A 26,928-nucleotide genomic window follows, 5' to 3' on the forward strand; every position below is an offset into this window, starting at 1 on the left:
TCGCCTGGAGTGAACCTACCCCGACGCATCCGACTCTCAATTCTCACAAGCCAATGAGGATTGCGAGCATGGACAGGATGCGTATCGCGATGGTGTTGGCCCTGAGTGCCAGCCTAAGCGCCTGCGGCGAGTCCGCGCGCCTGGAGGTCAGCGACGGCTTCGGCCCCTCGCCTCGCCTGCCCGAGCCCAACAAGACCCTGATCCCGACCGTCAACATCGCCCCGGCGACCGGCTGGCCGGACGGCGCCACGCCGACGGCCGCCGCGGGCACCCGAGTGGTGGCCTTCGCCAGGGACCTCGATCACCCACGCTGGCTCTACGTACTGCCCAATGGCGATGTCTTGGTGGCCGAAACCAATGCCCCGCCCAAGCCCGAGGACGGCAAGGGCCTGCGCGGCTGGGTAATGGGCAAAGTCATGGAGCGTGCCGGTGCCGGGGTCCCCAGCGCCAATCGCATCACCCTGCTGCGCGATGCCGACCATGATGGTGTCGCCGAGGTGCGCAGTACGTTCATCGAAGGGCTCAACTCCCCCTTCGGCATGACCTTGGTAGGCAAGGACCTCTATGTGGCCGACACTGACCGGCTGTTGCGCTTTCACTACGAGGAAGGCGCGATGCAGATCCGCGCCGAAGGACGCCCGGTCACCGACCTGCCCGGCGGCCCGTTGAATCACCACTGGACCAAAAACGTCATCGCCAGCCCCGATGGCAAGAAGCTTTACGTTACCGTGGGTTCCAACAGCAATGTCGGCGAGAACGGCCTGGAAAAGGAACAAGGCCGCGCCGCGATCTGGGAGGTGGCCCCGGCCAGCGGTGAACACCGCATCTTCGCCTCAGGCCTGCGCAACCCCAACGGGCTGGCGTGGGAGCCCCGTACCGGCGCGCTATGGACGGCGGTCAATGAACGCGACGAGATCGGCAGCGACTTGGTGCCCGACTACATCACCTCGGTGAAGGACGGCGGCTTCTATGGCTGGCCTTTCAGTTACTACGGGCAGCATGTGGATCAACGGGTCGAGCCGCAGGATCCTGGCAAAGTCGCCCAGGCGATCGTCCCAGACTACGCAGTGGGGGCCCATACCGCATCGCTGGGGCTGGCGTTTGCCCAGGCCGGCGCGTTGCCGCCGCCCTTCGAGCAGGGAGCCTTCGTGGGCCAGCATGGGTCTTGGAACCGCAAGCCGCACAGTGGCTACAAGGTGATCTTCGTGCCGTTCGACAGCGAGGGTAAGCCCGCAGGCAAACCGATCGACCTGTTGACCGGTTTTCTCGATGGCAAGGGCAAGGCCATGGGACGCCCGGTGGGCGTGGTCAATGACCGAGGCGGGCTCTTGGTGGCAGATGATGTGGGCAATGTGGTTTGGCGCGTGAGCCGAAAGTGAGCGCAGCTCAGGGATTTTGAGCCAGATGCCCGGTTGGCAATACGCGTTTGGCCTGCAGATAGGCCCGGGACCAGTAGCTGTTGGAGAGGTAATCCAAGCGCACCGTGCCGCCTGTGGATGGCGCATGCACGAAACGCCCCTCCCCCACGTAGATCCCGGCGTGGCTGACCTGCGACCCGCCGCTGGTGGCGAAGAACACCAGATCTCCGGACTGCAGGGCGTTGATGTCCACATTGGGCGCCCGCATGACGATCATCTCGCGGGTCGAACGCGGCAGGCTGATCCCGGCGGCGTCCCGATAGACGTAGCCGATCAGGCCACTGCAATCGAACCCCGAATCCGGCGTGTTGCCGCCCCAGCGATACGGCGTGCCTACCAGGCCGATCGCACGGAACAGCACGTCCTCGGCCATGGGCGAAGACGACCCTTGCTGATTGAAGATGACCTTCGGCTTGACCACCGGAGCCGGTGCCGGAGCATGGCTGGAGCAGGCCGCGAGCAGTGCCGCCAGGGAAAGGAATGCGAAGCGCGCCAACATCGCCATGGTCAGAACATCCTGTCTGGAACCGTTCGGCCGCAGCCGAAGCCAAAAGTGGTGAGAATTTAGATTAGACGCTTTCTGTAAATGCGCACGGCGGCGAGCTTTTCAGCATCGCCGCCGCGGCAGGGTACATCATTTTAATATCAGTTGCGCGAGATTGTGGTCGGCGCCATCGCCAAGGCGCGCTTGGCTTCAATGAAGGTCTTGCTCCAGTAACGATCGCCAAGGCTGTCGATGCGTACACCGCCGCTGCGGCGGCTGCTGGAGTGGATGAACTGGTTGTCACCCAGGTAGATGCCGGCATGGCTGACACGGCCACGGCCGTTGGTGCTGAAGAACAGCAGGTCGCCAGGCTTGAGCTTGTTGCGGGACACCTTCGGCGCATCGACGTTGATCATTTCACGCGTCGAGCGCGGCAGGTTCAGACCGGCTTCTTCGCGGAACAGATAACCAATGAAACCACTGCAATCGAAGCCGGACTTCTCCGAAGTACCGCCAAAACGGTAACGGGTGCCGATCAGCGACATGCCACGCTCCAGGATGCTGTCGGCCAGGGCTGGCAGCTCGTAGGGCTTGCTGTTGCTGGAAAAGGCTTCCAGGTCTTCTTCAGTGGCCAGCGGCTCTTCACCGAAGACGGAAGAGGCAGAGGGTTTGATCAGGCTCGCGGAGTGCGCGGCGATCGAGTGTTGATCCTGCGGCTGGGAAACGGGGCCTTGGGAGGCGCAGCCAAAAAGCAGGGTCACGAGTGCAAGTGGCACGAGGGGTGCGAAGCGCTTCAGCATGGGCACGACCGTGTCTGTAATCCTTTAGAAGGGTGAAACTATGCCCTCTATCATGGCCATTTGCAAATTTTATCGAAAAAAATGTGACTTTTCTGTTTTCGGGCTCTGGCCCGCGCTTTTCGGGGGTTACCAGCCCAAGGTTTCCTTGAGAAACGGAATGGTCAGCTTGCGCTGGGCCTGAAGCGAAGCCTGGTCGAGACGCTCGAGCAGGTCGAACAGCGCGCTCATGCTGCGCGCACCGCGTGTCAGGATGAAATGACCGACCTCATCGGTAAGGTGCAGACCGCGCCGGGAAGCGCGCAGTTGCAAAGCGCGCAGCTTGTCCTCGTCGGACAATCCGCGCATCTGGAAGATCAGCGCCAAGGTCAGCCGGGATTTGAGGTCAGGGAGTTTGATCGGCAGCTCGCGCGGCGAGGCGGAGGCCGCGAGCAATAGGCGTCGACCGCTATCGCGCAGGCGGTTGAACAGATGGAACATGGACTCTTCCCAATCCGCCTTGCCCGCGATGACATGCAGATCGTCGATGCACACCAGCTCGTACTGCTCAAGGTAATCGAGCAATTCCACGCCTCGGTCGAGCAGTTGTGCCAGAGGGAGGTAGACCGCAGGTTCACCCAACTGCTGGAAGCGGTGGGTGGCGGCCTGGAGCAGATGGGTACGACCCACGCCCTGCTTGCCCCACAAGTAGATGAGGCTCTCGGTCCAGCCGGCGTCGGCTTCGCATAGCCGCTCGACGTAGCCCAATGCCGCGGCATTGGCGCCCGGATAATAGTTGATGAAGGTGGCGTCATCGCGCAGGCGCACACCCAGGGGCAACTGGATCGGTTTCATGCTGGCGGGCGGTCGCGAGGACCACAGGGGGCCTTTGGTGAACAGTGTGCAAAGTCTATACCCGCAGCGCGGGCGGCACAATGCGCGAGGGTAAGAGCATAAGGAAAATCAAGGAGTTGCGAGAGCATTTTACCGTTTGAAGCCCATCGCCCCCCTTGCCTACGAAAAGGGCCGCAAAGCAGCCCTCTCGCATCAAAGCTGCGGATCGATATCCCCCGCATACATGTCCGACTCCTTGTAGAGGTCGTGCACATGGCGCAACAGCACCATGATCACCGCCGCCACTGGCAGCGCGAGCAGCACACCGGTAAAGCCGAACAGCTCGCCCCCGGCCAGGATGGCGAAAATCACCGCTACCGGGTGCAGCCCGATTCGATCGCCCACCAACAGTGGCGTAAGCACCATCCCCTCGAGAGCCTGGCCGACCATGAACACCGCAACGATGCCCAACATCGGGTACAGGTCGCCGCCAAACTGGAATAGACCGGCGATCAAGGCCGCACCGATACCGATGATGAAGCCCATGTATGGCACGATGGCCGCAAGCCCTGCCAGAAGGCCGATCAACAGGCCCAGCTCCAGGCCTACCAGCATCAGACCTCCTGCATAGATCAAACCAAGCGCCAGCATTACAAGCAACTGGCCACGCACGAACGCCCCCAGCACTTCATGGCACTCGCCCGCCAGCCCCATCACCTGGCGCTCACGCTGACGCGGCAGCAGGCTGCGCAGCTTGGCCATCATCAGGTCCCAATCGCGCAGCAGGTAGAAGCCCACCACCGGAATCAGCACCAGATTGGCCAGCCAGGCGAGCAATGCCAGGCCCGAGGCAGTGGCCTGGGACAACAGCATGCCGACGATATCGGTGGTCTGGCCCATGTGCGCACCGATGGCGGCCTTGATCTTGTCGAACTTCCAGAACCCATCGGCCAGGCCCAGGCGGCTCTGCACCCAGGGCAAGGCGACATGCTGCAACCAGTCGAGCATCTGTGGTGTCAGTTCGTACAGGCGCACCAGCTGCTTGGCCAGCATCGGAACCAGCACCAGCAGCAAGGCCAGGAAAATGAGCGTGAACAGGCTGAACACCACCACCACGCCCCAGGTGCGCGACAGCCCCATGCGCTCCAGCCGATCGACCAGCGGGTCGGCCAGATACGCTAAAAGAATGCCTACCAAAAACGGCGACAAGATGTTGTGCAGGAAATAAAGCAGCGCAGCGACCAGCAGCGCCACACCCAGCCACGCCCAACGGCGAACCTCGATCATGCCTGGCACTCCTTACCAGCGAAAACGCAGGCCGTCGAACGGCTTGGGCGCAGCCGGCTGGGCGGCGGCGGGTTGTCCATCTGCCGCCGGAGCAGGTGCCGGAGCAGAGGACTGCTCAGGGGGCAACTCCTGCAACTTGGCCAGCCCCAGCTGAGCACGCAACTGTTCGCGGTTACCGGTGACGCTGTAGGTCAGGGTACCGCCGTCGACTTGCCGCAAACGCGGGGCGTAGGGTTCGAGTACCCGACTGAGCTCTGCATAATGCTGCAGGTTCATGCCCTGCACCTGCAGTTGCAGCTCGCTGCTGGCGCCCGGGCGGGTGACGTAGCGCGGCGCCAGACGCGTGCTGATCGCCAGCATCACCGCATCGGCCAGGGCGGCCTGGTCGGCGCCTTCGGCAGTGCCTTGCTCACGCTGGTCGCCCAGCCACAACTGCCATTTGCCCTGCCACTTGCCATCGGCCTCGTGGGCATGCACAGCCAGCAACGCATCGGCGCCGTAGCGCTCGGATGCCTCGCGCAGCGGCGCAGGGTCGCTGCCTTCGAGCTGCTTGGCGTTGGCGACCAGTTGCTCCTGCAGATCGGCCAAAGGCAGGCGCAGCGGCAAACCTCGGTGCTGGGCGGCGCGGCGCAGTGGCGCAGCTGTCGACTGGCCGTCGCCGACCAGGTTGCTGCCCTCGGCACTGTCGTTCAGCCACCAGCCGAGTATCGAGGGACGGTTGCTGCCCCACAGTGCCAGGCCAGCCTGGCGTAGGGCACGCTCGGTGCTGCCGGGGTCGAATTCCACCAACAGGGTTTCAGGCGGACCGGCTTCGGAGCCCACCTGGTTGATGATTTGTTGCGGGTCCTTGCGCAGGGCCGCCAGGGCTGGGCTTTGCGCGGCCTTGGGATCGCCGGTCAAACGCAGCACCAGTGTGTCCAAAGCTTTGCCAGTGGCTTGGGCGCGGGCGTCGCTGCCCTGCCCTTCGATCGGTTCACGGACTTGGTAGAGCCCGGAAACCGGCTCGGCCTGTGCGACGACACTGCCCGCGATCAGGCAGGCGGCAGCCAGGTAATTGAGAAAACGCATGGAGGATTCCTGTCCAGATGACCAAGGGGCACCGAGCCCCGAATCTGCTGCTGTGACCACGACACCGCGCAAAACGCTCCGCCATGCCGGACAGATTCGGCCCGCCGCCATTGCTATTACCTTATACAGGCACTGGCGCGGCAACCAGTCGCGGCCTGTGAAAGGATGTTTTTTGCCAGATTCGCGGCCTGCCCGTCGGCCTGAGGATGGCCGCTGCCCGGCAACCCTGATAAAATCGCGCGCCTTCGCAGACCAGTGACGTACAGGCAGCCGCCGCCCTTCGAGCCGGCCTTGGCCGTCGCGGTCGTTTTCCCGAATCCCTCCCTCTTAAAGGCCTGGATCAATGAGCAAGCAACCCTCCCTGAGCTACAAGGACGCCGGTGTAGACATCGACGCCGGCGAAGCACTGGTCGAACGCATCAAGGGCGTGGCCAAGCGCACCGCACGCCCTGAAGTCATGGGTGGCCTGGGCGGCTTCGGCGCCCTTTGCGAGATCCCGGCCGGCTACAAGCAGCCGGTTCTGGTCTCCGGCACGGACGGCGTCGGCACCAAGCTGCGCCTGGCGCTGAACCTGAACAAGCACGACAGCATCGGCCAGGACCTGGTCGCCATGTGCGTCAACGACCTGGTGGTCTGCGGTGCCGAACCGCTGTTCTTCCTCGATTACTACGCCACTGGCAAGCTCAACGTCGACGTGGCCGCCACCGTGGTCACCGGCATTGGCGCCGGCTGCGAACTGGCCGGCTGCTCGCTGGTCGGTGGCGAAACCGCCGAGATGCCTGGCATGTATGAAGGCGAGGATTACGACCTGGCCGGCTTCTGCGTCGGCGTGGTGGAAAAATCCGAAATCATCGACGGCTCCAAGGTCGTCACCGGCGACGCCCTGATCGCCCTGCCATCCTCCGGCCCGCATTCCAACGGTTACTCGCTGATTCGCAAGATCCTCGAAGTCTCCGGCACCGACATCGAGAATACCCAGCTCGACGGCAAGCCTCTGGCCGATCTGCTGATGGCTCCGACCCGCATCTACGTCAAGCCGCTGCTCAAGCTGATCAAGGACACCGGCGCAGTCAAGGCGATGGCCCACATCACCGGCGGTGGCCTGCTGGACAACATCCCACGCGTCCTGCCCGACAACGCCCAGGCCATCATCGACGTGGCCAGCTGGCAGCGCCCGGCGGTATTCGACTTCCTGCAGCAAAAAGGCAACGTCGACGAGCACGAGATGCACCGCGTGCTGAACTGCGGCGTGGGCATGGTCATTTGCGTGGCCCAGGACAAAGTCGACAGCGCCCTGCAAGTGCTGCGTGACGCCGGCGAACAGCCATGGGTCATCGGCCGCATCGCCGAAGCGCCGGCTGGCGCCGCCCAGGTCGAATTGCAGAACCTCAAGGCGCACTGATGCCAAGCAAGACCTGCAATGTCGTAGTACTGCTGTCGGGCTCCGGCAGCAACCTGCAAGCGCTGATCGACAACAGCCGTGGCGAAGACAGCCCGGTGCGCATCCGTGGCGTGATCTCCAATCGCGCCGATGCCTATGGCCTGCAACGGGCCCAGGCAGCGGGCATCGAGACCGCCGTGCTCGCGCACGGTGGCTTCGATGGCCGTGAAGCCTTCGACGCGGCGCTGATGGCGTTGATCGACGGCTTCAAGCCCGATCTGGTGGTGCTGGCGGGCTTCATGCGCATCCTCAGCGGCGGCTTCGTGCGCCACTACCAAGGCCGCCTGCTGAACATCCACCCGTCGCTGCTGCCCAAGTACAAGGGCCTGCACACCCACCAGCGTGCGTTGGAGGCGGGCGACGCGGAGCATGGTTGCAGCGTACACTTCGTCACCGAGGAACTCGATGGCGGCCCTCTGGTCGTACAGGCTGTGGTACCGGTGGAGCCAGGCGATACAGCCGACAGCCTGGCACAGCGCGTTCATCGCCAGGAACACCAGATCTACCCGCTGGCGGTGCGCTGGTTCGCCGAAGGACGCTTGCGTCTGGGCGAACAAGGTGCACTACTGGATGGCCAGCCCCTGGCGGCCAGCGGTCACTTGATTCGACCCTAGGAGAATTTATGCGTCGTGCCCTGCTCTTGGCTCTCGCCGTGCTCGCCCTGCCCCTCCAGGCAGCTGATCTGAAGCCTTTCTCGGCCAGCTACACCGCCGACTGGAAGCAGCTGCCCATGAGCGGCACCGCCGAGCGCAGCCTGGAAAAAAACGCCAACGGTACCTGGAGCCTGAACTTCAAGGCGTCCATGATGATCGCCAGCCTGACCGAGCAAAGTACCCTGCGCCTGGACAACGACACCCTGCTGCCGCAGAAGTATCACTTCGAACGCGGCGGCCTGGGCAAGGCGAAGAAAGTCGACTTGGATTTCGACTGGAACAGCAAGAAGGTCACCGGCACCGACCGTGGCGATGCGATCAACCTGCCGCTCAACCGCGGCGTGCTGGACAAATCGTCCTATCAGCTGGCCCTGCAGCATGACGTGGCCGCAGGCAAGAAGAGCATGACCTACCAGGTCGTCGACGGTGACGAGATCGACACCTATGACTTCCGCGTGCTCGGTACCGAGAAAGTCACCACCAAGACCGGCCAGGTCGATGCCGTGAAGGTCGAGCGCGTCCGCGACCCGAGCCAGAGCAAGCGCATCACCGAGCTGTGGTTCGCCAAAGAGTGGGACTATTTGCTGGTGCAACTGCGCCAGGTCGAGACCGATGGCAAGGAATACGTGATCGTGCTGCAGGATGGCACGGTCGACGGCAAGTCGGTGAAGGGCAACTGATCACCGTTGTGAGCCCCCGAAGCCCCGCCTAGTGCGGGGCTTTTTGTTGCCTGTCCCGCCGGCTTGCGGGCAAACCCGCTTCCTATAAACACTGTTTACCTAGGGGAGCGGGTTTAGCCGCAAACAGCCCTTCATGAACTTTGTTTCATCGTCGTTTTATTTACTTAGCCTGCTAACTAACTCTATAAAGAAGGCCTGCGACATGTTGCCGCAGCCAACCGAAAGTGGAGTTTAACGATGACTGTCCAAGTAACCGAACGCGACGAATCGAAAATGTCCCACGAAAGCCAGGCCCACGGCCTGCGGATCTGGGATGTGCATCAGCAGGGCGAGCTGGTGGGGATGTTCCACTCCGAACACGAAGCCCAACAGTACCGCAGCGAGCTGGAATGCCTGGAGAACCAGCACAGCCCGCAATGACCGCACTGCCCACGAAAAACCCCGCCTGAGCGGGGTTTTCGTCTTTTACCACATCAAATCGTCTGGGATCTTGTAGGCCGCGTACGGATCGTCCTCGTCCGCTTCTTCGACATGGGTGTTGAGCAGCAGGATACGATTGGGGTCACGCTCCTGGATCTTCACCGCCGCTTCACGCGGGATCACTTCGTAACCGCCGCCGAAAGACACGATGGCCAGGGCGCCGTTGCTCAGTTTGCTGCGCATCAAGGCGTTGACGGCGATGCGCTTGACCTTCTTGTCGTCGACAAAGTTGTAGTAGTCCTCGGTATTGAGCTTGGGCAGACGGGTCGCCTCGATCAGTTGCTTGATCTGCGCGGCGCGGGCCTTCTGCTCGGCCTTTTCCTGAAGCTGGCGGTTCAGCTCCTGGTCTTTCTTGGCCTTTTCGGCCATGGCCTCCTTGGCCAGGCGCTGCTGGGTGTCGTCGACCTCGGCCTGGCCTTTGTGCTCCAGACGCTTTTGTTTCTTCTCGGCTTTGTTGACCTGCTTGACCTGTTTCTGGTTGACCAGACCGGCCTTGAGCAATTGGTCGCGAAGGGAAAGGCTCATGTATTCACTCACTTATGCAACAGCTCAGCCGCAGCTGGGCAGGTTCTTTTCCTGACGCTTGGCTTCGCCCCACAGGGCGTCCAGTTCATCGAGGGTACAATCTTCGATCGGCCGGCCATTGTCGCGCAATGCCTGTTCGATGAAACGAAAACGCCGCTCGAACTTGCGGTTGGCCCGGCGCAGGGCGTTTTCCGGGTCTTGCTTGAGATGGCGGGCCAGGTTGACCGCGGCGAACAGCAAATCGCCGATTTCATCTTCCAGTGCATCAGCTTCGCCATCGGCCATGGCCTGCAGCACTTCGTCCAGTTCCTCACGGACCTTGTCCAGCACCGGCAGGGCATCCGGCCAGTCGAAACCGACCGTGGCCGCGCGCTTTTGCAGCTTGGCCGCACGGGACAAGGCCGGCAGGGCCGCCGGCACGTCGTCGAGCAACGACAACTGTTCGGGCTCGCTCTTTTCGGCACGCTCCTGGGCCTTGATCTCTTCCCAGCGCGCCTTGACCTGCGCCTCGTCCAGACGCGGAGTGTCCAGCGGGGCATACAGGTCGCCGGTAGGAAACACATGGGGGTGACGGCGAATCAGCTTGCGGGTAATCGCGTCGACCACGCCTGCGAACTCGAAACGCTCCTCCTCCCGCGCCAGCTGGCTGTAGTAGACCACCTGGAACAACAGGTCGCCCAGCTCGCCCTGCAAGTGCTCGAAATCGCCACGCTCGATGGTGTCGGCGACCTCGTAGGCCTCTTCAAGGGTATGCGGGACAATGCTCGCGTAGTCCTGCTTCAGGTCCCACGGACAGCCGTATTGCGGGTCGCGCAGACGGGCCATCAGGTGCAGCAGGTCATCGACAGTGTAGGTCATCGGGCAGGTCCTTCGGCGGCGGCTTCTGGCGGTTGAACCGGCTTCCACAAGCGGGGTGAAATCGCTGTGGGAGCGGGTTCACCCGCGAAAAAGGCGCCTCGATCTCAAGGGGTACGGTTACGCCGCGTCTCGATGATGTTCGGCAACTGCGAGATTCTGCCCAGCAAACGCCCGAGGGCGTCCAGGCCTGGGATCTCGATGGTCAAGGACATCAGCGCGGTATTGTCTTCCTTGTTCGAGCGGGTGTTGACCGCCAGCACGTTGATCTTCTCGTTGAGCAGCACCTGCGACACGTCGCGCAGCAACCCCGGACGGTCATAGGCGCGAATGATGATGTCGACCGGATACGTCTGCACCGGGATCGGCCCCCAGCTGACCTGGATCATCCGCTCCGGCTCCTTGCCGGCCAATTGCAGCACCGAGGCGCAGTCCTGGCGGTGAATGCTCACCCCGCGACCCTGGGTGATATAGCCGACGATGGCGTCGCCCGGCAGCGGCTGGCAGCAGCCGGCCATCTGGGTGAGCAGGTTGCCGACACCCTGGATCTGGATATCGCCACGTTTGCCGGAGCGGGTACCGCTGGCCTTGCGTGGGATCAGTTCGATCTGCTCGCTGCGCTCCGGCTCGAGCAACTGCTGGGCCGCGTTGACCATATGCGCCAGGCGCAGGTCGCCTGCGCCCAGGGCAGCGAACATGTCCTCGGCGGTCTTGACGTTGGCTTTTTCGGCCAGGCGTTCGAAGTCCACCTGGGGCAGGCCCAGGCGGCTAAGCTCACGCTCGAGCAGGGTCTTGCCGGCAGCGACGTTCTGGTCGCGGGCCTGCAGCTTGAACCAGTGGACGATCTTGGCCCGTGCGCGGGACGTGGTGACGTAGCCGAGGTTGGAGTTCAGCCAGTCACGGCTCGGGCTGCCGTGCTTGCTGGTGATGATCTCCACCTGCTCGCCGGTCTGCAGGCTGTAGTTGAGCGGGACGATACGCCCGTTGATCTTGGCGCCGCGGCAGTTGTGGCCGATCTCGGTGTGCACACGGTAGGCAAAGTCCAGCGGCGTGGCGCCCTTGGGCAGGTCGATGGCATGGCCATCGGGGGTGAACACATAGACCCGGTCCGGCTCGATGTCCACCCGCAGTTGCTCGGCCAGGCCGCCGATATCGCCCAGTTCCTCGTGCCACTCGAGCACCTGGCGCAGCCAGGAGATCTTCTCTTCGTAGTGGTTGGAACTGGACTTGACGTCGGTGCCCTTGTAGCGCCAGTGGGCGCACACACCGAGCTCGGCTTCCTCGTGCATGGAATGGGTGCGGATCTGCACTTCCAGCACCTTGCCCTCGGGGCCGATCACTGCGGTGTGCAGGGAGCGGTAGCCGTTCTCCTTGGGGTTGGCGATGTAGTCGTCGAATTCCTTGGGGATGTGCCGCCACAGGGTATGGACGATGCCCAACGCGGTGTAGCAGTCGCGGATCTCCGGGACCAGTACACGCACGGCGCGCACGTCGTAGATCTGGCTGAACTCCAGGCCCTTGCGCTGCATCTTGCGCCAAATGGAATAGATGTGTTTTGCCCGGCCGCTGATGTCGGCCTTGACGCCCGTGGCCAGCAGCTCGTTCTGCAGTTGGTTCATCACGTCGCTGATGAAGCGCTCGCGGTCGAGCCGGCGCTCATGCAACAGCTTGGCGATCTGCTTGTACTGGTCGGGTTCGAGGTAGCGGAAGGACAAGTCCTCCAGCTCCCATTTGATGTGACCGATGCCCAGGCGGTGGGCGAGCGGAGCATAGATGTCGAACACTTCGCGCGCCACACGCAGGCGCTTCTCGTCATCGGCGGCCTTGACCGCCCGAATGGCGCAGGTACGTTCGGCCAGCTTGATCAGGGCAACGCGCACGTCGTCGACCATGGCCACCAGCATCTTGCGCAGGTTCTCGACTTGCGCCTGGGAACCGAGCACCAGCGACTGGCGCGGGCTGAGGCTGGCGCTGATGGCGGCCATGCGCAGCACGCCGTCGATCAACTTGGACACCACCGGGCCAAAGCGCTGGCCGACCTCGGCCAGGGTCACCTTGCCCTCGCGAACCGAGCGATAGATCACCGCAGCCACCAGGGAATCCTGGTCGAGCTTGAGGTCGGCGAGGATTTCGGCGATCTCCAGACCCGCCTGGAAGCTGGACGTACCGTCGGCCCAGGAATGCTTGGCCGGGTTGCCCTTCTTCTCGACCTCCTGGGCGAAATCGCAGGCCTCCTTGAGCGCCTTGCGGTCCAGCGCCGAGTCGACGCTCACCACATGATCCAGCCATGCTTCGAGATTGATACTACCGTCGGTATTGACCGGCTGGTGCACTCTCACCTGTACCATCTTTCTTTTACCTTTCCATACAGCGCACCACGCGGGTGCGCTGGCAATCACCGTACGCCGCCCAGTCCCTGGACGCCGCACCAAGGGGCCAGCCTGGCTAGCCCGCTTCGAATAACGCCATGGCCTCGACATGTGCCGTCTGAGGAAACATGTCGAGGATCCCGGCCCTTGTTAACCGGTACCCCTGCCCGACCAGAACCTGGGCGTCTCGCGCCAGCGTGGCCGGGTTGCAGGACACATAGACCAGCCGCTTGGCCTTGAGGCGTGCGATGCCTTGCACCACCTCGAAAGCACCGTCGCGCGGTGGATCCAAGAGTACCGCAGAAAAGCCCTCGGCGGCCCATCCGGCGCCCGCCAAAGGCTGCGATAAATCGGCCTGAAAAAACCGTGCATTATGCACATTGTTGCTACGGGCATTGGCCTCGGCCCGTTCGACCATGGCCTGTACACCTTCCACGGCCACCACTTCCCGGGCCCGCCGGGCCAGCGGCAGGGCAAAGTTGCCCAAGCCGCAGAACAAATCCAGCACCCGATCCTCGGGTTGAGGGGCCAGCCACGCCAGCGCCTGCTCGATCATCAACGTATTGACCTGAGCATTGACCTGGACGAAATCCCCCGGCCGCCAGGCCAACTCCAGCCCCCAAGGCTCGAGTGCAAAACCAAGTGTCTGACCGGCCTCGACCGGCGCCGGTTCGCCGTCGCCCTGCAACCACAGCTGGGCGTCAGCCTGCTTGCAGAAGGCCTCCAGGCGCGCCAGATCCTCCGCCGGCAACGGCGCCACATGCCGCACCAGAACCGCTTGCGCGGTGCCGCTGAACAGCTCGACATGCCCCAACGCCTGAGGTTTGCTCAGGCTGCGCAGCACCGTCGGCAGATGGCGGAAAATCGCCTGCAAGGGCTGTACCAGCACCAGGCATTCGTCGATGGCGACGATGTCCTGGCTGGCCTCGGCCCGAAAGCCCACGTCCAGATGACGCGCCTTCGGGTCCCAGCGCACGGCGATCCGGGCCCGGCGCCGATAGCCGAATTCAGGGCCGACCAGTGGCGTGGCCCATTGCTCGGGTTGTACGCCGGCCACCCGCTGCAGTTGCTCGGCGAGCATCCGCTGCTTGAGTGTCAATTGACCGTCGTGAGGCAGGTGCTGCAGGTTGCAGCCTCCGCAACGCTCATAATACTGGCACGGCGCCTCGCGCCGTTCGGGGCTGGCCTGCAGCACCCGCTCCAAGCGTGCATCGACCACCTTGCCACGGGCGCCCAGCACGCGGGCCTCGACGGACTCCCCAGCCAAAGCGCCACTGACGAACCAAGTGCGTCCCTCGACAAAGGCGATGCCACGACCGTCACCGGCCAGGCGCTCGATTTGCAGGCGTTGTTTCTTGCCGACCGGCACTTGTGGCGCACGATTGCCGCCGGCCGGCTGGAAGCGCAGGCCGCTGTTGCTTTTCTTTCTGGACATCAGGTTGCGTCGAACAGGCCAGTGGACAGATAGCGGTCGCCACGGTCGCAGATGATCGCCACCATGACCGCGTTCTCGACCTCGCGGGACAGGCGCAACATTGCCGCGACCGCACCACCGGAAGAAACGCCGCAGAAAATCCCTTCTTCACGAGCAAGACGACGGGTGGTCTGCTCGGCTTCGTCTTGGGACATATCGACCACGCGGTCGACCCGGGTGGCGTCGAAGATCTTCGGCAGGTACTCCTCGGGCCAGCGGCGAATGCCAGGGATGGCCGAGCCTTCCATCGGTTGCAGGCCAACGATCTGCACTGCCGGGTTCTGCTCCTTGAGGTATTGGGAGCAGCCCATGATGGTCCCGGTGGTGCCCATGGAGCTGATGAAATGGGTGATGGTGCCGTGCGTCTGCTGCCAGATCTCAGGGCCAGTGCTGGAATAATGGGCAATCGGGTTGTCGCCGTTGGCGAACTGGTCGAGCACCAGGCCGCGACCTTCGGCCTGCAGCTTCTCGGCCAAGTCTCGCGCCCCTTCCATGCCCTCTTCCTTGGTGACCAGGATCAGTTCGGCACCGTAGGCGGTCATCGCCGCCTTGCGCTCGGCGGTCGAGTTGTCCGGCATGATCAGGATCATCTTGTAACCCTTGATCGCCGCCGCCATGGCCAGGGCGATGCCGGTGTTGCCGGACGTGGCTTCGATGAGCGTGTCGCCCGGTTTGATCTGGCCACGCAACTCGGCGCGGGTGATCATCGACAGCGCTGGGCGGTCCTTGACCGAACCCGCGGGATTGTTGCCTTCGAGCTTGAGCAGGAGGGTGTTGGTGGTCTCGCCGGCGATACGCTGCAGGCGAACCAGAGGCGTATTGCCGACGCAATCGGCGATGGTTGGGTACTGCAAGGTCATGGCGTTGTTCGCAATCCGGACGGCAGGGGCGACTATCATACCGGCAAACCTTTGCTCGCCATATCACGCAATCTGTAGTCGCTATAGCTACAAGCTATAAGCTCGTACCGGTCCAAACCTGAACGCGCGGACCTGCCTCGCGATCCGACGCCACATGCGCCGGCAAACGCATGCACAGGCGTAGCCCTTGCTTGCCATTTTCGGCCCACAACGTGCCACCTTGGCGCTGAATCGCACTGCGAGCAATGCTCAGCCCCAGGCCGAAGCCGCCATCCCCGGGTCGGGAGCCATCGAGGCGGGAGAACGGCGCGAAGATCCGATCCAGATCCGCCTCGTCCACGCCTCCCCCCTGATCTTCCAGCGATAGCCGCCAATAATTGCCTTCGCGGTAACCGCCCAAGCGCACCAGCCCGTGTTCGGGCGAATGGCGGATCGCATTGCGCAGCATGTTCTCCAGTGCCTGGGCCAGGTGGTTGAGGTTGCTTTGCACCCAGCATTGGACGGGCAATTCACAGCGCAAGCGTTCAGGCGGCCAGCCGCTTTCGTAGCAGGCATCCTCGGCGAGCATGTCCCACAGGGCCTGGAGCTGGATCGGCTCGAGGTTCATCGGTGCCCGCTCGGCATCCTGCCAGGCCAGTTGCAGGGTGTTTTCGACCAATTGCTGCATGCAGTCGATTTCCCGCGCCACCCGCTCGCGCAGGCATTGATGATCGGTCTCGCCGTCGCAGGCCACGCGCAAGCGGCTCAAGGGCGTGCGCATCTCATGGGAAAGGTCGCGCAGCATCTGCTGTTGCATGGCCACGCTCTCCTGCAGGCGCTCGGCCATCTGATCGAACGCCCTGGCCAGCTCGCCCAGCTCGTCATGCCGCCCAACGGTACGCGAATCCAGACGGGCCGACAGCTGGTCGGCACGCCAGGCGTTGGCCTGCTCGCGCAACTGGTTCAGCGGCACGATCAGCATCCGGTACAGACCGACACACAACAACAAGGTGAACAGGCCAGGAATCACGCCGTTGGTCAGGATCTGCCAGAACAGCAGGTACCGCCCGGGATTCAGCCGCTGCGGCAACTCGATCACCAACATGCCCTGCTCCGGCGCCTCGGGAAACGGCAGGCGCAGCCAAGGCTGGGTGATGCTGCGTCGGCTCATGGGCCAGTCGACTCCACGCAGACGTGTCAGTTGCTGGATTTCATCGGTGGACAGCGTGGCGCTGCCCAAAGGGCGCAGTTGGGCATCGAGCACATTCGCCCAGCCGGGCTCGCGCTGGTGCATGCCGGCTAGCCAGCGGTCCACCCCCGCCCTGCCTTCTTGGCGCCAGGCCTGCTCGGCTTCGGCGGCATAACCGATCAGCTGTGCCTGGGCCGGCGCGTCGAGGAAGGCGTTGCGGGTTTCCATGTGCCGGCCCCAGGTGTAGCTCAGGCCAATCATCAACAGGCAGAAGCCCACCAGCAGAATGGCCAGCTTCCAGAACAGCGAATGCCGATCCAGCACTGTCATTCGGCCTCGCCGGCGCACAAGGTATAGCCCTTGCCCCAGACAGTACGGATTTGCCGTTCGTGATAGCCGAGCGCCTTGAGCTTGCGACGTATCTGGCTGACATGCATGTCAAGGCTACGGTCATGGCGGGAATAACCCCGCTGCAAGACCTGTTGATAAAGGAAGGGTTTGCTGAGCACTTCGTCCTGGCTGCGATGCAGCGTCTCGAGCAGGCGGTACTCGCTGGGTGTGAGCCCTGCCGAACGGCCGTCGAGCCAGACATCGCAAGCCGCTTCGTCGAAACGCAGCTGCCCGCTGACCACCTCCCGTGGCGCCTGGTGCCGGCGCTCCAGCGCCACCCGTCGCAGGATCGCTTCGATGCGTACCCGCAATTCGGCCATGCTGAAGGGTTTGGGCAGGTAGTCATCGGCGCCGCGCTTGAAACCGCTGATGCGATCGGACTCGGCGCCCAGCGCGGACATCAGAATCACCGGGGTGCTGCTGTGCTTGCGCAGCCGGGCCAAGGCGTCCAGACCATTGAGGCCGGGCAACAGGATATCCATCAACACCACATCGAAGGCCTGGCGGCTGGCGGCCTCCAGGCCTTCGAGGCCGTTACGGCACCAAGTCACCAGGAAGCCGTCGCGCTGCAACTCGTCGTGCAGGTAGGCACCCAGCACCGGGTCGTCCTCGATGGCCAGAATGGTAGACGGGTGAATAGCTTCGGGATTCATTGGCTTCTGACATTAATTCTCAACTGCGCGATTATTGGCCATGCATCCGGCCAAGGCAACCGGGTCGCGCTCGCCGATGACCTGAGGCCAACGCAGGCGCCACTGATGATTCAGGCCGCCAAGGCTGGGAACCGCAAAAAGAGTTACAAAGAAGTGCATCAGACGGCCCTGGAGAGTAACGTTCCGCCTGGGGCCGTCTTTATGCTGACGGCAGGCAAGCACATGACAGGAGACAAATGTGCTCGATCGTTTGGGAATCAGAAGCCGGGTCCTGCTGTTGGCCCTGCTGCCAGCCAGCCTGATGGCCCTGGTGCTGGGAAGTTATTTCAACTGGCTACAGCAAAACGAGCTGCGGACTCAGTTGCTCCAGCGCGGCAAGATGCTCGCCGAGCAGCTCGCGCCCTTGGCAGCGCCCTCCCTGGCCAACCCGGCCCAAGCCCAGGAGCTGCTCGAACGCATCGCCGCCCAAGCCCTGGAGCAAGCCGATGTGCGCGCCGTGGCATTCCTGGCCCCCGACCGCTCGCGCCTGGCCCATGCCGGCCCGAGCATGCTCAACCAGGCGCCGACCGGGGGCACCGGCACTCAATTGCTGCAACGCACCGGCAATGACGCTACTCGCTACCTGATGCCCGTCTTCGGCCATCATCGTGACCTGGCCTCCCAGGCGGTCCCCGCCGAAGCCGAGCGCCTGCTCGGCTGGGTCGAAATCGAACTGTCCCACGACGGCACCTTGCTGCGCGGCTATCGCAACCTGTTCACCAGCCTGTTGTTAATCTTCGGCTGCCTGTCGCTCACCGTGTTGCTCGCACTGCGCATGAGCCGGACGATCAACGATCCGCTCAGTCGCATCAAGCACGCCGTCACCCAACTCAAGGAAGGCAACCTGGAACAGCGCCTGCCGGCGATGGGCAGCCATGAGCTGGATGAACTGGCGGCGGGCATCAACCGCATGGCCGAGACCCTGCAAAATGCCCATGAGGAACTGCAGCACAGTATCGACCAGGCCACCGAAGACGTGCGCCAGAACCTAGAAACCATCGAGATCCAGAACATCGAACTGGACATGGCGCGCAAGGAGGCGCTGGAGGCCAGCCGCATCAAGTCCGAGTTCCTGGCCAACATGAGCCACGAGATCCGCACACCGCTCAACGGCATCCTCGGCTTCACCCACCTTTTGCAACGCAGCGAGATGACCCCGCGCCAGCTCGACTACCTCAATACCATCGAGAAGTCCGCCGACAACCTGCTGGGGATCATCAACGAGATCCTCGACTTCTCCAAGATCGAGGCCGGCAAACTGGTGCTCGACAGCATCCCGTTCAACCTGCGCGATCTGATCCAGGACACGCTGACCATCCTCGCCCCTGCGGCCCACGCCAAGCAGCTGGAGCTGCTCAGCCTGGTCTACCGCGATACCCCGCTGTCGCTGATCGGTGACCCGCTGCGGCTCAAGCAGATCCTCACCAATCTGGTGAGCAACGCCATCAAGTTCACGCGCGAAGGCACCATCGTCGTGCGTGCCATGATCGAGGATGAACAGGAGGACAGCGTACAACTGCGCATCAGCGTGCAAGACACAGGCATCGGCCTCTCGCCCCAGGATGTGCGCACCTTGTTCCAGGCCTTCAGCCAGGCCGATAACTCGTTGTCACGCCAGCCCGGCGGTACCGGCCTGGGCCTGGTGATCTCCAAGCGCCTGATCGAGCAGATGGGTGGCGAGATCGGCGTGGACAGCACCCCAGGCGAAGGTTCGCAGTTCTGGATCAGCCTCAGCCTGCCGCGCGCTCATGACGACGCGCAGGAGCAACCGCTGCAACCGTTGCTCGGGCGCCGCGCCGCCATCGTCGATGGCCACGAGCTGGCGCGCCAAGCCCTGGAGCACCAGTTGGAAGATTGCGGTCTGAGCGTCAGCCTGTTCGCCTCCTTCGACCAGTTGCTGCAAGGCGTGCAGGCGGCGAGCCAGGCAGGCCAACCCTTCGAGTTCGCGGTGCTGGGGGCCAACCTGAGCACGCTCTCGCCGGAGCAACTGGGCCATTATCACCAGCAATTGGAACGCCTGGGCTGCCTGTGCGTGGTGCTTTGCCCGACTACCGAGCAGGCGCTCTATCACCCCTACCTGCCCAATCCCCATGGCCAGTTGCTGTCCAAGCCCACCTGCACGCGCAAACTGCGCCGCCTGCTGCTCGAACTGGTGCAACCGCGCCGAGCGACCAACGACGCGCGCGCCAGCGGCAATACCCGGGCGCCGAGGATTCTCTGCGTGGACGACAACCCTGCCAATCTGTTGTTGGTGCAGACCCTGCTCGAAGGCCTGGGCGCCGAGGTGTTGGCGCTGGACAACGGCTATGCCGCAGTCAAGGCAGTGCAGGACGAGCCTTTCGACCTGGTGCTGATGGATGTGCAGATGCCGGGAATGGACGGACGCGCCTGCACCGAGCAGATCCGCCGTTGGGAAGCCAGCCAGAGCGGCAGCCCGCTGCCCATCGTCGCGCTCACCGCACACGCCATGGCCAACGAGAAACGGGCCTTGCTGCACAGCGGCATGGACGATTACCTGACCAAGCCGATCAGCGAGCGCCAGCTGTCCCAGGTGGTGATGAAATGGACCGGAATGAGCCTGGTGCCGTCCATGCAGGAGCGCGGCAGCGAACGGGCCATCGACAGTAACGAGCTGAAGGTGCTCGACCCTGAGGAAGGCCTGCGCCTGGCCGCCGGCAAGCCGGACCTGGCCGCGGACATGCTGGCCATGCTGCTGGCGTCTCTTGAGACCGACCGTGAATCGATCCGCGTCGCCCGCGAGCTGGGTGATCGCACGGCGATGATCGAACGGGTCCATCGCCTCAACGGCGCATCGCGCTACTGTGGCGTGCCGCAACTGCGCGCGGCCTGCCAGCGCAGCGAGACCTTGCTCAAACAGGACAGCCCCCAGGCGGCGCAAGCCCTGGACGAGCTGGACCGGGCCATCGTGCGGCTCGCGGCTCAGGCTCGGCTGAGCGCCTGAGCGCAAAGCCCTGGGGCCGCAGGACGGCCCCAAAATCGGGGGCGTTGCACTATCCGAACAGTGACGCCACTGAGCAAGATCAACGTCCTTCTTCGCAGGCTGTCTACACTGCCGCGATGACGAAACCTGGAGATTCACACCATGCGTGTCCTGTTGTTCAGCAGCCAGCACTACGACCAGGAAAGCTTCACCCAGGCCTCCCGCGACAGTAGCCTGGAGCTGCACTACCAGTCGGCCCGGCTGACCCAGGACACCGTCGCTTTGGCCCAGGATTTCGAGGTGGTCTGCGCGTTCATCAACGATGAGCTCGATGCCACGGTGCTCGAACGCCTGGCTGCCGGCGGGACCCGTCTGATCGCCTTGCGCTCAGCAGGCTACAACCACGTCGATCTGGCCGCCGCCCGGCGCCTGGGACTGTCGGTGGTGCGGGTACCGGCCTATTCACCCCATGCCGTGGCCGAGCATGCCGTGGCCTTGATCCTGGCGCTCAACCGACGCCTGCACCGGGCCTACAACCGCACCCGCGAAGGTGATTTCACCCTGCATGGCCTGACCGGCTTCGACCTGCACGGCAAGACGGTCGGCGTGGTCGGCACCGGCCAGATCGGCGCCGCCTTCGCCCACATCATGGCCGGTTTCGGCTGCCAGTTGCTGGCCTACGACCCCTACCCCAACCCTGAACTGCTTGCCCTGGGCGCCCGCTACGTGGAATTGCCCGAACTGCTGAGCCAGGCCCGCATCATCAGCCTGCACTGCCCGCTGACCGAGCACACCCGCCATCTGATCAACGCCCAGAGCCTGGCCACCCTGCAACCCGGCGCCATGCTGATCAATACCGGGCGCGGCGCGCTGGTCGACACGCCGGCCCTGATCGACGCGCTCAAGTGTGGCCAGCTCGGCTACCTGGGGCTGGATGTCTATGAAGAGGAGGCGCAGCTGTTCTTCGAGGACCGTTCCGACCTGCCGCTGCAGGATGACGTGCTCGCACGGCTGCTGACCTTCCACAACGTGATCGTCACCGCACACCAGGCGTTTCTCAACCATGAAGCGCTGGCGGCCATCGCCTCGACCACCCTGGACAACATCATCCGCTGGACGGAGGGCGATCCGCAGAATCTGGTGAACGGTTGATGCTAGGATACGCGGCAATTTTGGAGGACCCATGGTCGAACACGATTTCCGCTACACCCTTTTCAACCCGCAACACACCCTGATCGAATGCCGCGCCCTGGTGCCGGGCCGCTATCAGGTGACTGGCAACGGTGGCTCGATCCAGAAGGACGATGTCCTGCTTGTGACTCTAAAAGGCAGCAAGGATCTTTCCATGCGCCTTACCGTGGAGAGCGTGCGCCACCTGATCAACCCGCGCGGCCAATGGGTCGCCGTGGCCAGCGGCCCGATCTTCAACGAGCTGGAGATCCTCAACTGGAAGGTCAAGTGCAACAGTTGCCAGGCTGAGCTGGACTTCGAGTTCGCCGTCGACGGCAAGCTCGGCAACAAGGCCCGCCAGCCCGCGGCCAGCGCCCGCATCGCCGAGCTGGGTTGGGCCAGCCGTGGCGACCAGCACCTGTGCCCGGCCTGCCAAGGGAGCGCGCAGTGAAGCATCTGTTGACCGGTGCACTGATTGCCGTCGGCCTGCTCGGCTGCGCATCGGAGCCTTCGAAATTGCAACCGGAGCAAAGCTATGTGCTGGAGTGGATCGGCGAGCGCCCGTTGATCGACTACAGCCACCTGACCCTGATCCTCGGCGAGGACGGCCGTGCTTATGGCAATGCTGGCTGCAATCACTGGTTCGCGTCCTACACCCTGCAAGGCGACCGCATCAGCTTCGGCAAGGTCGGCAAGACCCGCAAACTGTGCGCCCCTGCATTGATGGACCAGGAAAAACGCTTCCTTCAGGCGCTGGAGACCGTGCAACGCTGGGACGTCTCATCGATCGAGCAGATTCGCTTCTGGCCGGCCGAGGGCAAGCCACTGCGCTTCTGGCCTGAGGAAGGTTAAGAGCAGCTGCAAGCTGCAAGAAAAGCAAGCCCGACACGGTCCGCTCTTTCTTGAAGCTTGCAGCTCGAAGCGCTTAAGCGCCCTTGAGGGCCTTGATCTTGGCTTGCAGTCCTTCGAGGGTCTGCTCCCCCATCAACTGCTCACGCACTTTGCCTTTGTCATCGATGATGTAGGTCACCGGCAGCGCCTCGCTGCGCGGCAGCTCGTAGCGCTCGGCCGGGTCCTGGGCGAGGACGGTAAAGGCGATGCCGAGAGTTTCGGCGGCCTGCTTGAGATCCTGGCCCTGCAACCCATCGAAGTTCACCCCGACCACCTTGATACCCTGGGCCTCCCACTGCTTGGCCGCAGCGTTGAGCTCGGGAATTTCCGTACGGCACGGGCCGCACCACTCGGCCCAGTAGTTGAGCACCAGCCAGTGCCCGTCGATCTGCTCGGCCTTTACCGTGTTGCCGTGCTGGTCCACGCCGTAGTCCGCACCGCAACCGCCGAGCAACAGGCTCGCGGTGATGGCCAGTACTGCTGCCAAACGCCTTGCCATGGGTCAATCCTTCTAGAAGTTTCAAGCAAACGACACAGTCGCTGCGGTTAGAATAGCCGCCACACCCAGCTGGATGCGACCCGTCATGACTGATCTGACCCTCTATCATAACCCGCGCTGTTCGAAATCCCGCGGCGCCCTGGAACTGCTCGAAGCGCGCGGCCTGGCCCCGACCATCGTGCGCTACCTGGACACCCCGCCGGATGCCGTCACCCTGAAAACCCTGCTCGGCAAGCTGGGCATCGCCCCGCGCCAGCTACTGCGCACCGGTGAAGAAGAATACAAGGCCCTGGATCTGGCCAACCCCGCCCTGAGCGACGCGCAACTGATCGACGCGATGGTCCAGCACCCCAAGCTGATCGAGCGTCCGATCCTGGTCGCCGGTGACAAGGCGGTGATTGGCCGTCCGCCGGAGAAAGTACTGGAGATCCTGCCGTGAGCGATCCCTACGTTCTAGTGCTCTATTACAGCCGCCACGGCTCGACCAGCGAGATGGCCAGGCATATCGCCCGCGGCGTCGAGATGGCCGGCCTGGAGGCGCGCCTGCGCACTGTGCCGGCGATCTCCACCGAATGCGAAGCCGTGGCCCCGGACATCCCGGCCAGCGGCGCGCTCTACGCCACCCTCGACGATCTGCGCCACTGCGCGGGCCTGGCGCTGGGCAGCCCGACCCGATTCGGCAACATGGCCGCGCCGCTCAAGTACTTCCTCGACGGCACCAGCAGCTTGTGGCTGGGCGGAGAGCTGGTCGGCAAGCCCGCGGCAGTGTTCACCTCGACCGCCAGCCTGCATGGCGGTCAGGAGACCACGCTGCTGTCGATGATGCTGCCGCTGATGCACCACGGCATGCTGGTGCTTGGCCTGCCATACAGTGAGTCGGCGCTGCTCGAGACCCGTGGCGGCGGCACCCCCTATGGCGCCAGCCACCACGCTGGAGCTGATGGCAAGCGCGAACTCGACCCGCACGAAATCGCCCTGTGCCGCGCCCTGGGCCAACGCCTGGCGAGCACCGCCAAGGCTTTGGGGGGCGAGCGTGGCTAGAAAGCCCAAGGTATTGCCACCGCTGGAATGGCTCACGCCACGGGTGCGCGTCACCCGGGCGCTGAGCCTGGCTTGCTTTTTTGGCCTGATCGCCCTGCTGGCGGTCAACAACCTGTGGTTCGCGGACCTGCATGGGGCACGGGTCGAAGTGATCCTGGCCATCGAGCTGATCCCTCTGTTGCTGCTGGTGCCGGGCATGCTGACGGGCAGCGCCCGGGCCCATGCCTGGACGTGCTTCGTGGTGAATATCTATTTCATCAAGGGAGTGCTGGCGGCGTTCGACCCGGCACGGGCGGTGTTCGGCTGGATGGAGGTGCTGGTGAGCCTGGGGCTGTTCGTCAGTGCCCTGCTGTATGTGCGCTGGAAGTTCCAGCATGAGCGGCGTGTGGCCGGTGAAGGGCAGTAGAAGCGGCGGCCTTTTCGCGGGTAAACCCGCTGCCACAAGTACTGCACCGCCCCTGTGGCAGCGGGTTTAGCCGCGAAGCACGCGTCGCACCTCTCAATGATTGACGGTATGCGCCAGCATCACCGACAGCTGGCACAGCGGTCGCCCGCTCTGCTCATGCCACTGATTGAACGCCTGCTGCACCAGCGCCAAATCGCGCTGGCTGGTCGGCTGCTTGTCGATCACGCCCTGGGCGATGAGGGCTGCGCTCATGTCATCGGTGGGAATGAACGTGTCCTTGCCGACCATGCGCAAGAAACGCGGCGCCGACAACCCGCCCAACTGATTGCCATGCTTGGCCAGGTACTTCCATAGTCCGACGATGTCGGTCACCGGCCAATCGGCGATGAACGCTCCGAAACTGCCCCGCTCCTTCGCCACATCGAGAATCATCTGCGCATTGCGTGGCACGCTCTTGAGCTTGCCCAAATGGCGGATGATCCGCTCGTCCTGCATTAACCGCTCAAGGTGCTCGGCGCCCATCAGCACGACCTTTTCCGGATCGAAGCCGAAGAACACCTGCTCGAAGGCCGGCCACTTGGCGTCCACCAGGCTGTGCTTGAGCCCTGCACGGAACACCCGCAGGGCCAGCGTCGACAGGTAGCGGTCATCGCTGATGTCACGCAATTGCGCTGGCGTGCGCGGCTGCGGCAGGAAGGCCTCCAGGGCCTGTGCCGAGCCGAAGCGGTTCAGGCAGTACTCATGCAGCCATTGGTAGTCGCGCATGGGTCAGATGTTCAGTACATCGAGAAAACGCGGAGTGGCGCTTTCGTCGATCTTGAGGCTGGTGAAATCGAACAGGTTGCGATCGGCCAGCTGCGATGGCGCGACGTTCTGCAGAGCGCGGAAGATGCTCTCGGTGCGGCCCGGGTGCTTGCGTTCCCATTCCACCAGCATGTCCTTGACCACCTGGCGCTGCAGGTTTTCCTGAGAGCCGCACAGGTTGCAAGGGATGATCGGAAAGCCCTTCATGTCCGAGTAGGCCTGGATGTCCTTCTCGCTGCAGTAGGCCAGCGGGCGGATCACCACGTTGCGACCGTCGTCGGCGCGCAGCTTCGGCGGCATGCCCTTGAGCGAGCCGTTGAAGAACATGTTGAGGAAGAAGGTCTCGACGATGTCGTCGCGATGGTGCCCGAGGGCCATCTTGGTCGCACCGATCTCGTCGGCGAAGGTGTACAGCGTGCCGCGGCGCAGGCGCGAACACAGCGAGCAGGTGGTCTTGCCTTCCGGAACCAGCTCCTTGACCACCGAGTAGGTGTCCTTCTCGACGATGTGGTACTCGACGCCCAGCTCCTTGAGATAGGCCGGCAACACGTGCTCAGGGAAGCCTGGCTGCTTCTGGTCCATGTTCACAGCGACGATCTCGAACTTGATCGGCGCCACCTTCTGCAGGTGCAACAGAACGTCGAGCATGGTGTAACTGTCCTTGCCGCCGGACAGGCAGACCATGACCTTGTCGCCATCCTCGATCATGTTGTAGTCGGTGATGGCTTCGCCAGCGAGGCGACGCAGGCGTTTTTGCAGTTTGTTCTGGTTGACCGAGAGGGTGCCCATAGCGCTTGGATCCGCGAGGTGTGACAAAAGCGAGCTATTTTACGCACAAACCGAGCGGGGGCGTAGGCCATTCCGATAAAGAATCAAGCGCGCATCTGACAGCGCAATTTGCTCTAAAAACCCAGGTTTATGTAGGTAACGGCTTCCTATACTGCGAGATAAGGCCACACGACCGCTTGCATCGGTGTCCAGGCCTCGGGCCGCAAGCGCTCCACTTGGGGGGCGTTTGACAACGACGATAGGAGTGACCGGCATGATCCATCACGTTCTGGGGCTGTTTACCCACCCTGACCAGGAGTGGAAGGAGATTCGTGGCGAGGACGAAAGCATCAGCCACATGTACCTGACCCACACGCTGATACTCGCCGCGATCCCGGCTGTGTCGGCGTTCATCGGCACCACCCAGGTCGGCTGGGTCATAGGCGATCGACCGGCGGTGATGCTGACGATGGAAAGCGCACTATGGATGAGCATCATGTCCTACCTGGCGATGCTCGCCGGGGTCGCGGTCATGGGGGCTTTCATCCACTGGATGGCCCGCACCTACGATGCCACCCCATCCATGGCGCAATGCGTGGCGTTTGCCACCTACACCGCCACCCCGCTGTTCATCGGCGGCCTGGCGGCGCTCTACCCGCACCTCTGGCTTGGCATGCTGGTGGGCACGGCGGCCATTTGCTACACGGTCTACCTGCTCTATGTCGGCCTGCCGACCTTCATGAATATCCCCACCGACGAAGGCTTCCTGTTCTCCAGCTCCGTGCTGGCGGTAGGCCTGGTGGTGCTGGTGGCGATCATGGCCTCCACGGTGATCATCTGGGGGCTGGGTGTGGGGCCTGTCTATACCAACTAGATCCAACGCAACATAGGAGCGTCACCCCGGGGCCGCCGCAAGGCGGCCTCTGGCTGTGTGCTGACAGATGGCCCGGCAGG

General features: G+C 63.4%; 28 protein-coding genes. 13 read left to right on the forward strand and 15 right to left on the reverse strand.

The genetic code is table 11. From position 1 onward, the window contains the following. Positions 1-68: 68 nt before the first annotated feature. Positions 69-1,379: a sorbosone dehydrogenase family protein gene (locus tag AB1N67_RS18740; RefSeq protein WP_102082296.1), complete on the forward strand. Its 1,311-nt coding sequence runs from the start codon at positions 69-71 to the stop codon at positions 1,377-1,379. Between the two features lie 7 nt (positions 1,380-1,386). Here the strand turns inward: AB1N67_RS18740 and AB1N67_RS18745 are convergent, their stop codons facing one another. From AB1N67_RS18745 to AB1N67_RS18765, 5 genes are all read right to left on the reverse strand, one after another. Further along, on the reverse strand, positions 1,387-1,923 hold the full coding sequence (locus tag AB1N67_RS18745; RefSeq protein ID WP_043215667.1) for a C40 family peptidase: 537 nt from the start codon (positions 1,921-1,923) through the stop codon (positions 1,387-1,389). A 140-nt stretch (positions 1,924-2,063) separates the two neighbouring features. Continuing rightward, positions 2,064-2,702 (reverse strand): C40 family peptidase, encoded by a 639-nt coding sequence (locus tag AB1N67_RS18750; RefSeq protein WP_043215669.1) that lies wholly within the window; start codon positions 2,700-2,702, stop codon positions 2,064-2,066. A 126-nt stretch (positions 2,703-2,828) separates the two neighbouring features. Then, on the reverse strand, positions 2,829-3,533 hold the full coding sequence (hda, locus tag AB1N67_RS18755) for a DnaA regulatory inactivator Hda (RefSeq protein ID WP_070091725.1): 705 nt from the start codon (positions 3,531-3,533) through the stop codon (positions 2,829-2,831). Positions 3,534-3,725: 192 nt separating this feature from the next. Beyond that, the gene (locus AB1N67_RS18760) at positions 3,726-4,799 is read right to left on the reverse strand and encodes an AI-2E family transporter (RefSeq protein WP_043215674.1); all 1,074 of its coding nucleotides are present in this window, start codon (positions 4,797-4,799) and stop codon (positions 3,726-3,728) included. A gap of 12 nt (positions 4,800-4,811) precedes the next feature. Next, positions 4,812-5,867 (reverse strand): DUF2066 domain-containing protein, encoded by a 1,056-nt coding sequence (locus AB1N67_RS18765; RefSeq protein WP_090343588.1) that lies wholly within the window; start codon positions 5,865-5,867, stop codon positions 4,812-4,814. 343 nt (positions 5,868-6,210) lie between these two features. Between AB1N67_RS18765 and purM the strand changes: the two genes are divergently transcribed. The 4 genes from purM to AB1N67_RS18785 all read left to right on the forward strand — a co-directional run bounded on the left by purM (position 6,211) and on the right by AB1N67_RS18785 (position 9,061). Continuing rightward, positions 6,211-7,269 carry a phosphoribosylformylglycinamidine cyclo-ligase gene (gene purM, locus AB1N67_RS18770; protein WP_070572965.1) on the forward strand — a complete coding sequence of 353 codons (1,059 nt, stop codon included), beginning with the start codon at positions 6,211-6,213 and terminating at the stop codon, positions 7,267-7,269. Next, positions 7,269-7,922 carry a phosphoribosylglycinamide formyltransferase gene (purN, locus tag AB1N67_RS18775; RefSeq protein WP_090343586.1) on the forward strand — a complete coding sequence of 218 codons (654 nt, stop codon included), beginning with the start codon at positions 7,269-7,271 and terminating at the stop codon, positions 7,920-7,922. The genes purM and purN overlap by 1 nt, the downstream gene beginning before the upstream one ends. Positions 7,923-7,930: 8 nt before the next feature. Further along, positions 7,931-8,641, forward strand: coding sequence for a DUF3108 domain-containing protein (locus tag AB1N67_RS18780; protein WP_043215178.1), 711 nt, complete (start codon positions 7,931-7,933; stop codon positions 8,639-8,641). Between the two features lie 237 nt (positions 8,642-8,878). Continuing rightward, positions 8,879-9,061 (forward strand): hypothetical protein, encoded by a 183-nt coding sequence (locus AB1N67_RS18785; protein ID WP_043215180.1) that lies wholly within the window; start codon positions 8,879-8,881, stop codon positions 9,059-9,061. 45 nt (positions 9,062-9,106) lie between these two features. Here AB1N67_RS18785 and AB1N67_RS18790 read toward each other — a convergent pair whose 3' ends face one another. From AB1N67_RS18790 to AB1N67_RS18820, 7 genes are all read right to left on the reverse strand, one after another. Continuing rightward, complete coding sequence (locus tag AB1N67_RS18790; RefSeq protein ID WP_043215184.1) at positions 9,107-9,646, reverse strand: DUF2058 domain-containing protein; 540 nt, start codon at positions 9,644-9,646, stop codon at positions 9,107-9,109. Positions 9,647-9,670: 24 nt separating this feature from the next. Further along, positions 9,671-10,504: a nucleoside triphosphate pyrophosphohydrolase gene (gene mazG / locus AB1N67_RS18795; RefSeq protein WP_043215186.1), complete on the reverse strand. Its 834-nt coding sequence runs from the start codon at positions 10,502-10,504 to the stop codon at positions 9,671-9,673. A 104-nt stretch (positions 10,505-10,608) separates the two neighbouring features. Continuing rightward, the gene (gene relA / locus AB1N67_RS18800; protein ID WP_043215189.1) at positions 10,609-12,849 is read right to left on the reverse strand and encodes a GTP diphosphokinase; all 2,241 of its coding nucleotides are present in this window, start codon (positions 12,847-12,849) and stop codon (positions 10,609-10,611) included. A 97-nt stretch (positions 12,850-12,946) separates the two neighbouring features. Next, positions 12,947-14,305, reverse strand: a complete 1,359-nt coding sequence (rlmD, locus tag AB1N67_RS18805) for a 23S rRNA (uracil(1939)-C(5))-methyltransferase RlmD (protein ID WP_182816201.1) — start codon at positions 14,303-14,305, stop codon at positions 12,947-12,949. Next, positions 14,305-15,204, reverse strand: a complete 900-nt coding sequence (gene cysM / locus AB1N67_RS18810) for a cysteine synthase CysM (RefSeq protein ID WP_043215206.1) — start codon at positions 15,202-15,204, stop codon at positions 14,305-14,307. The genes rlmD and cysM overlap by 1 nt, the downstream gene beginning before the upstream one ends. A 94-nt stretch (positions 15,205-15,298) precedes the next feature. Beyond that, positions 15,299-16,696, reverse strand: coding sequence for a histidine kinase sensor domain-containing protein (locus tag AB1N67_RS18815; protein ID WP_367863876.1), 1,398 nt, complete (start codon positions 16,694-16,696; stop codon positions 15,299-15,301). Between the two features lie 2 nt (positions 16,697-16,698). Further along, a complete protein-coding gene (locus tag AB1N67_RS18820; RefSeq protein ID WP_102082299.1) occupies positions 16,699-17,415 on the reverse strand; it encodes a response regulator transcription factor in 717 nt (238 codons plus the stop codon). Positions 17,416-17,653: 238 nt separating this feature from the next. Here AB1N67_RS18820 and AB1N67_RS18825 point away from each other — a divergent pair, with 238 nt between their 5' ends. From AB1N67_RS18825 to AB1N67_RS18840, 4 genes are all read left to right on the forward strand, one after another. Further along, on the forward strand, positions 17,654-20,416 hold the full coding sequence (locus AB1N67_RS18825; RefSeq protein WP_043215194.1) for a response regulator: 2,763 nt from the start codon (positions 17,654-17,656) through the stop codon (positions 20,414-20,416). A gap of 141 nt (positions 20,417-20,557) precedes the next feature. Next, a complete protein-coding gene (locus AB1N67_RS18830; RefSeq protein WP_367863331.1) occupies positions 20,558-21,547 on the forward strand; it encodes a 2-hydroxyacid dehydrogenase in 990 nt (329 codons plus the stop codon). 31 nt (positions 21,548-21,578) lie between these two features. Beyond that, on the forward strand, positions 21,579-22,016 hold the full coding sequence (locus tag AB1N67_RS18835) for a hypothetical protein (protein ID WP_043215198.1): 438 nt from the start codon (positions 21,579-21,581) through the stop codon (positions 22,014-22,016). Further along, positions 22,013-22,417, forward strand: coding sequence for an META domain-containing protein (locus AB1N67_RS18840; RefSeq protein ID WP_043215199.1), 405 nt, complete (start codon positions 22,013-22,015; stop codon positions 22,415-22,417). Before AB1N67_RS18835 ends, AB1N67_RS18840 begins: the two co-directional genes overlap by 4 nt. A 73-nt stretch (positions 22,418-22,490) precedes the next feature. Here the strand turns inward: AB1N67_RS18840 and AB1N67_RS18845 are convergent, their stop codons facing one another. Continuing rightward, complete coding sequence (locus AB1N67_RS18845; protein ID WP_043215201.1) at positions 22,491-22,955, reverse strand: TlpA disulfide reductase family protein; 465 nt, start codon at positions 22,953-22,955, stop codon at positions 22,491-22,493. Between the two features lie 85 nt (positions 22,956-23,040). On the opposite strand from AB1N67_RS18845, the gene arsC reads away from it, so the two are divergent. The 3 genes from arsC to AB1N67_RS18860 are packed head-to-tail and all read left to right on the forward strand — an operon-like array spanning position 23,041 to position 24,402. Continuing rightward, on the forward strand, positions 23,041-23,394 hold the full coding sequence (gene arsC, locus AB1N67_RS18850) for an arsenate reductase (glutaredoxin) (RefSeq protein WP_043215202.1): 354 nt from the start codon (positions 23,041-23,043) through the stop codon (positions 23,392-23,394). Next, the gene (gene wrbA, locus AB1N67_RS18855; RefSeq protein ID WP_070572948.1) at positions 23,391-23,996 is read left to right on the forward strand and encodes an NAD(P)H:quinone oxidoreductase; all 606 of its coding nucleotides are present in this window, start codon (positions 23,391-23,393) and stop codon (positions 23,994-23,996) included. The genes arsC and wrbA overlap by 4 nt, the downstream gene beginning before the upstream one ends. Continuing rightward, entirely contained in the window at positions 23,989-24,402 is a 414-nt protein-coding gene (locus AB1N67_RS18860) for a DUF2069 domain-containing protein (RefSeq protein ID WP_043214543.1), read from the forward strand. Before wrbA ends, AB1N67_RS18860 begins: the two co-directional genes overlap by 8 nt. A gap of 93 nt (positions 24,403-24,495) precedes the next feature. On the opposite strand, the gene AB1N67_RS18865 is transcribed toward AB1N67_RS18860, so the two are convergent. Both AB1N67_RS18865 and ttcA read right to left on the reverse strand, forming a co-directional pair. Then, the gene (locus AB1N67_RS18865; RefSeq protein ID WP_090343573.1) at positions 24,496-25,167 is read right to left on the reverse strand and encodes a DNA-3-methyladenine glycosylase I; all 672 of its coding nucleotides are present in this window, start codon (positions 25,165-25,167) and stop codon (positions 24,496-24,498) included. Positions 25,168-25,170: 3 nt separating this feature from the next. Then, positions 25,171-25,995 carry a tRNA 2-thiocytidine(32) synthetase TtcA gene (gene ttcA / locus AB1N67_RS18870; protein ID WP_043214547.1) on the reverse strand — a complete coding sequence of 275 codons (825 nt, stop codon included), beginning with the start codon at positions 25,993-25,995 and terminating at the stop codon, positions 25,171-25,173. A 253-nt stretch (positions 25,996-26,248) separates the two neighbouring features. Here ttcA and AB1N67_RS18875 point away from each other — a divergent pair, with 253 nt between their 5' ends. Beyond that, complete coding sequence (locus AB1N67_RS18875) at positions 26,249-26,848, forward strand: Yip1 family protein (RefSeq protein ID WP_043214549.1); 600 nt, start codon at positions 26,249-26,251, stop codon at positions 26,846-26,848. Positions 26,849-26,928 lie beyond the last annotated feature (80 nt).

This window comes from Pseudomonas guariconensis (assembly GCF_040822035.1).
Classification (GTDB): Bacteria; Pseudomonadota; Gammaproteobacteria; order Pseudomonadales; family Pseudomonadaceae; genus Aquipseudomonas; species Aquipseudomonas guariconensis.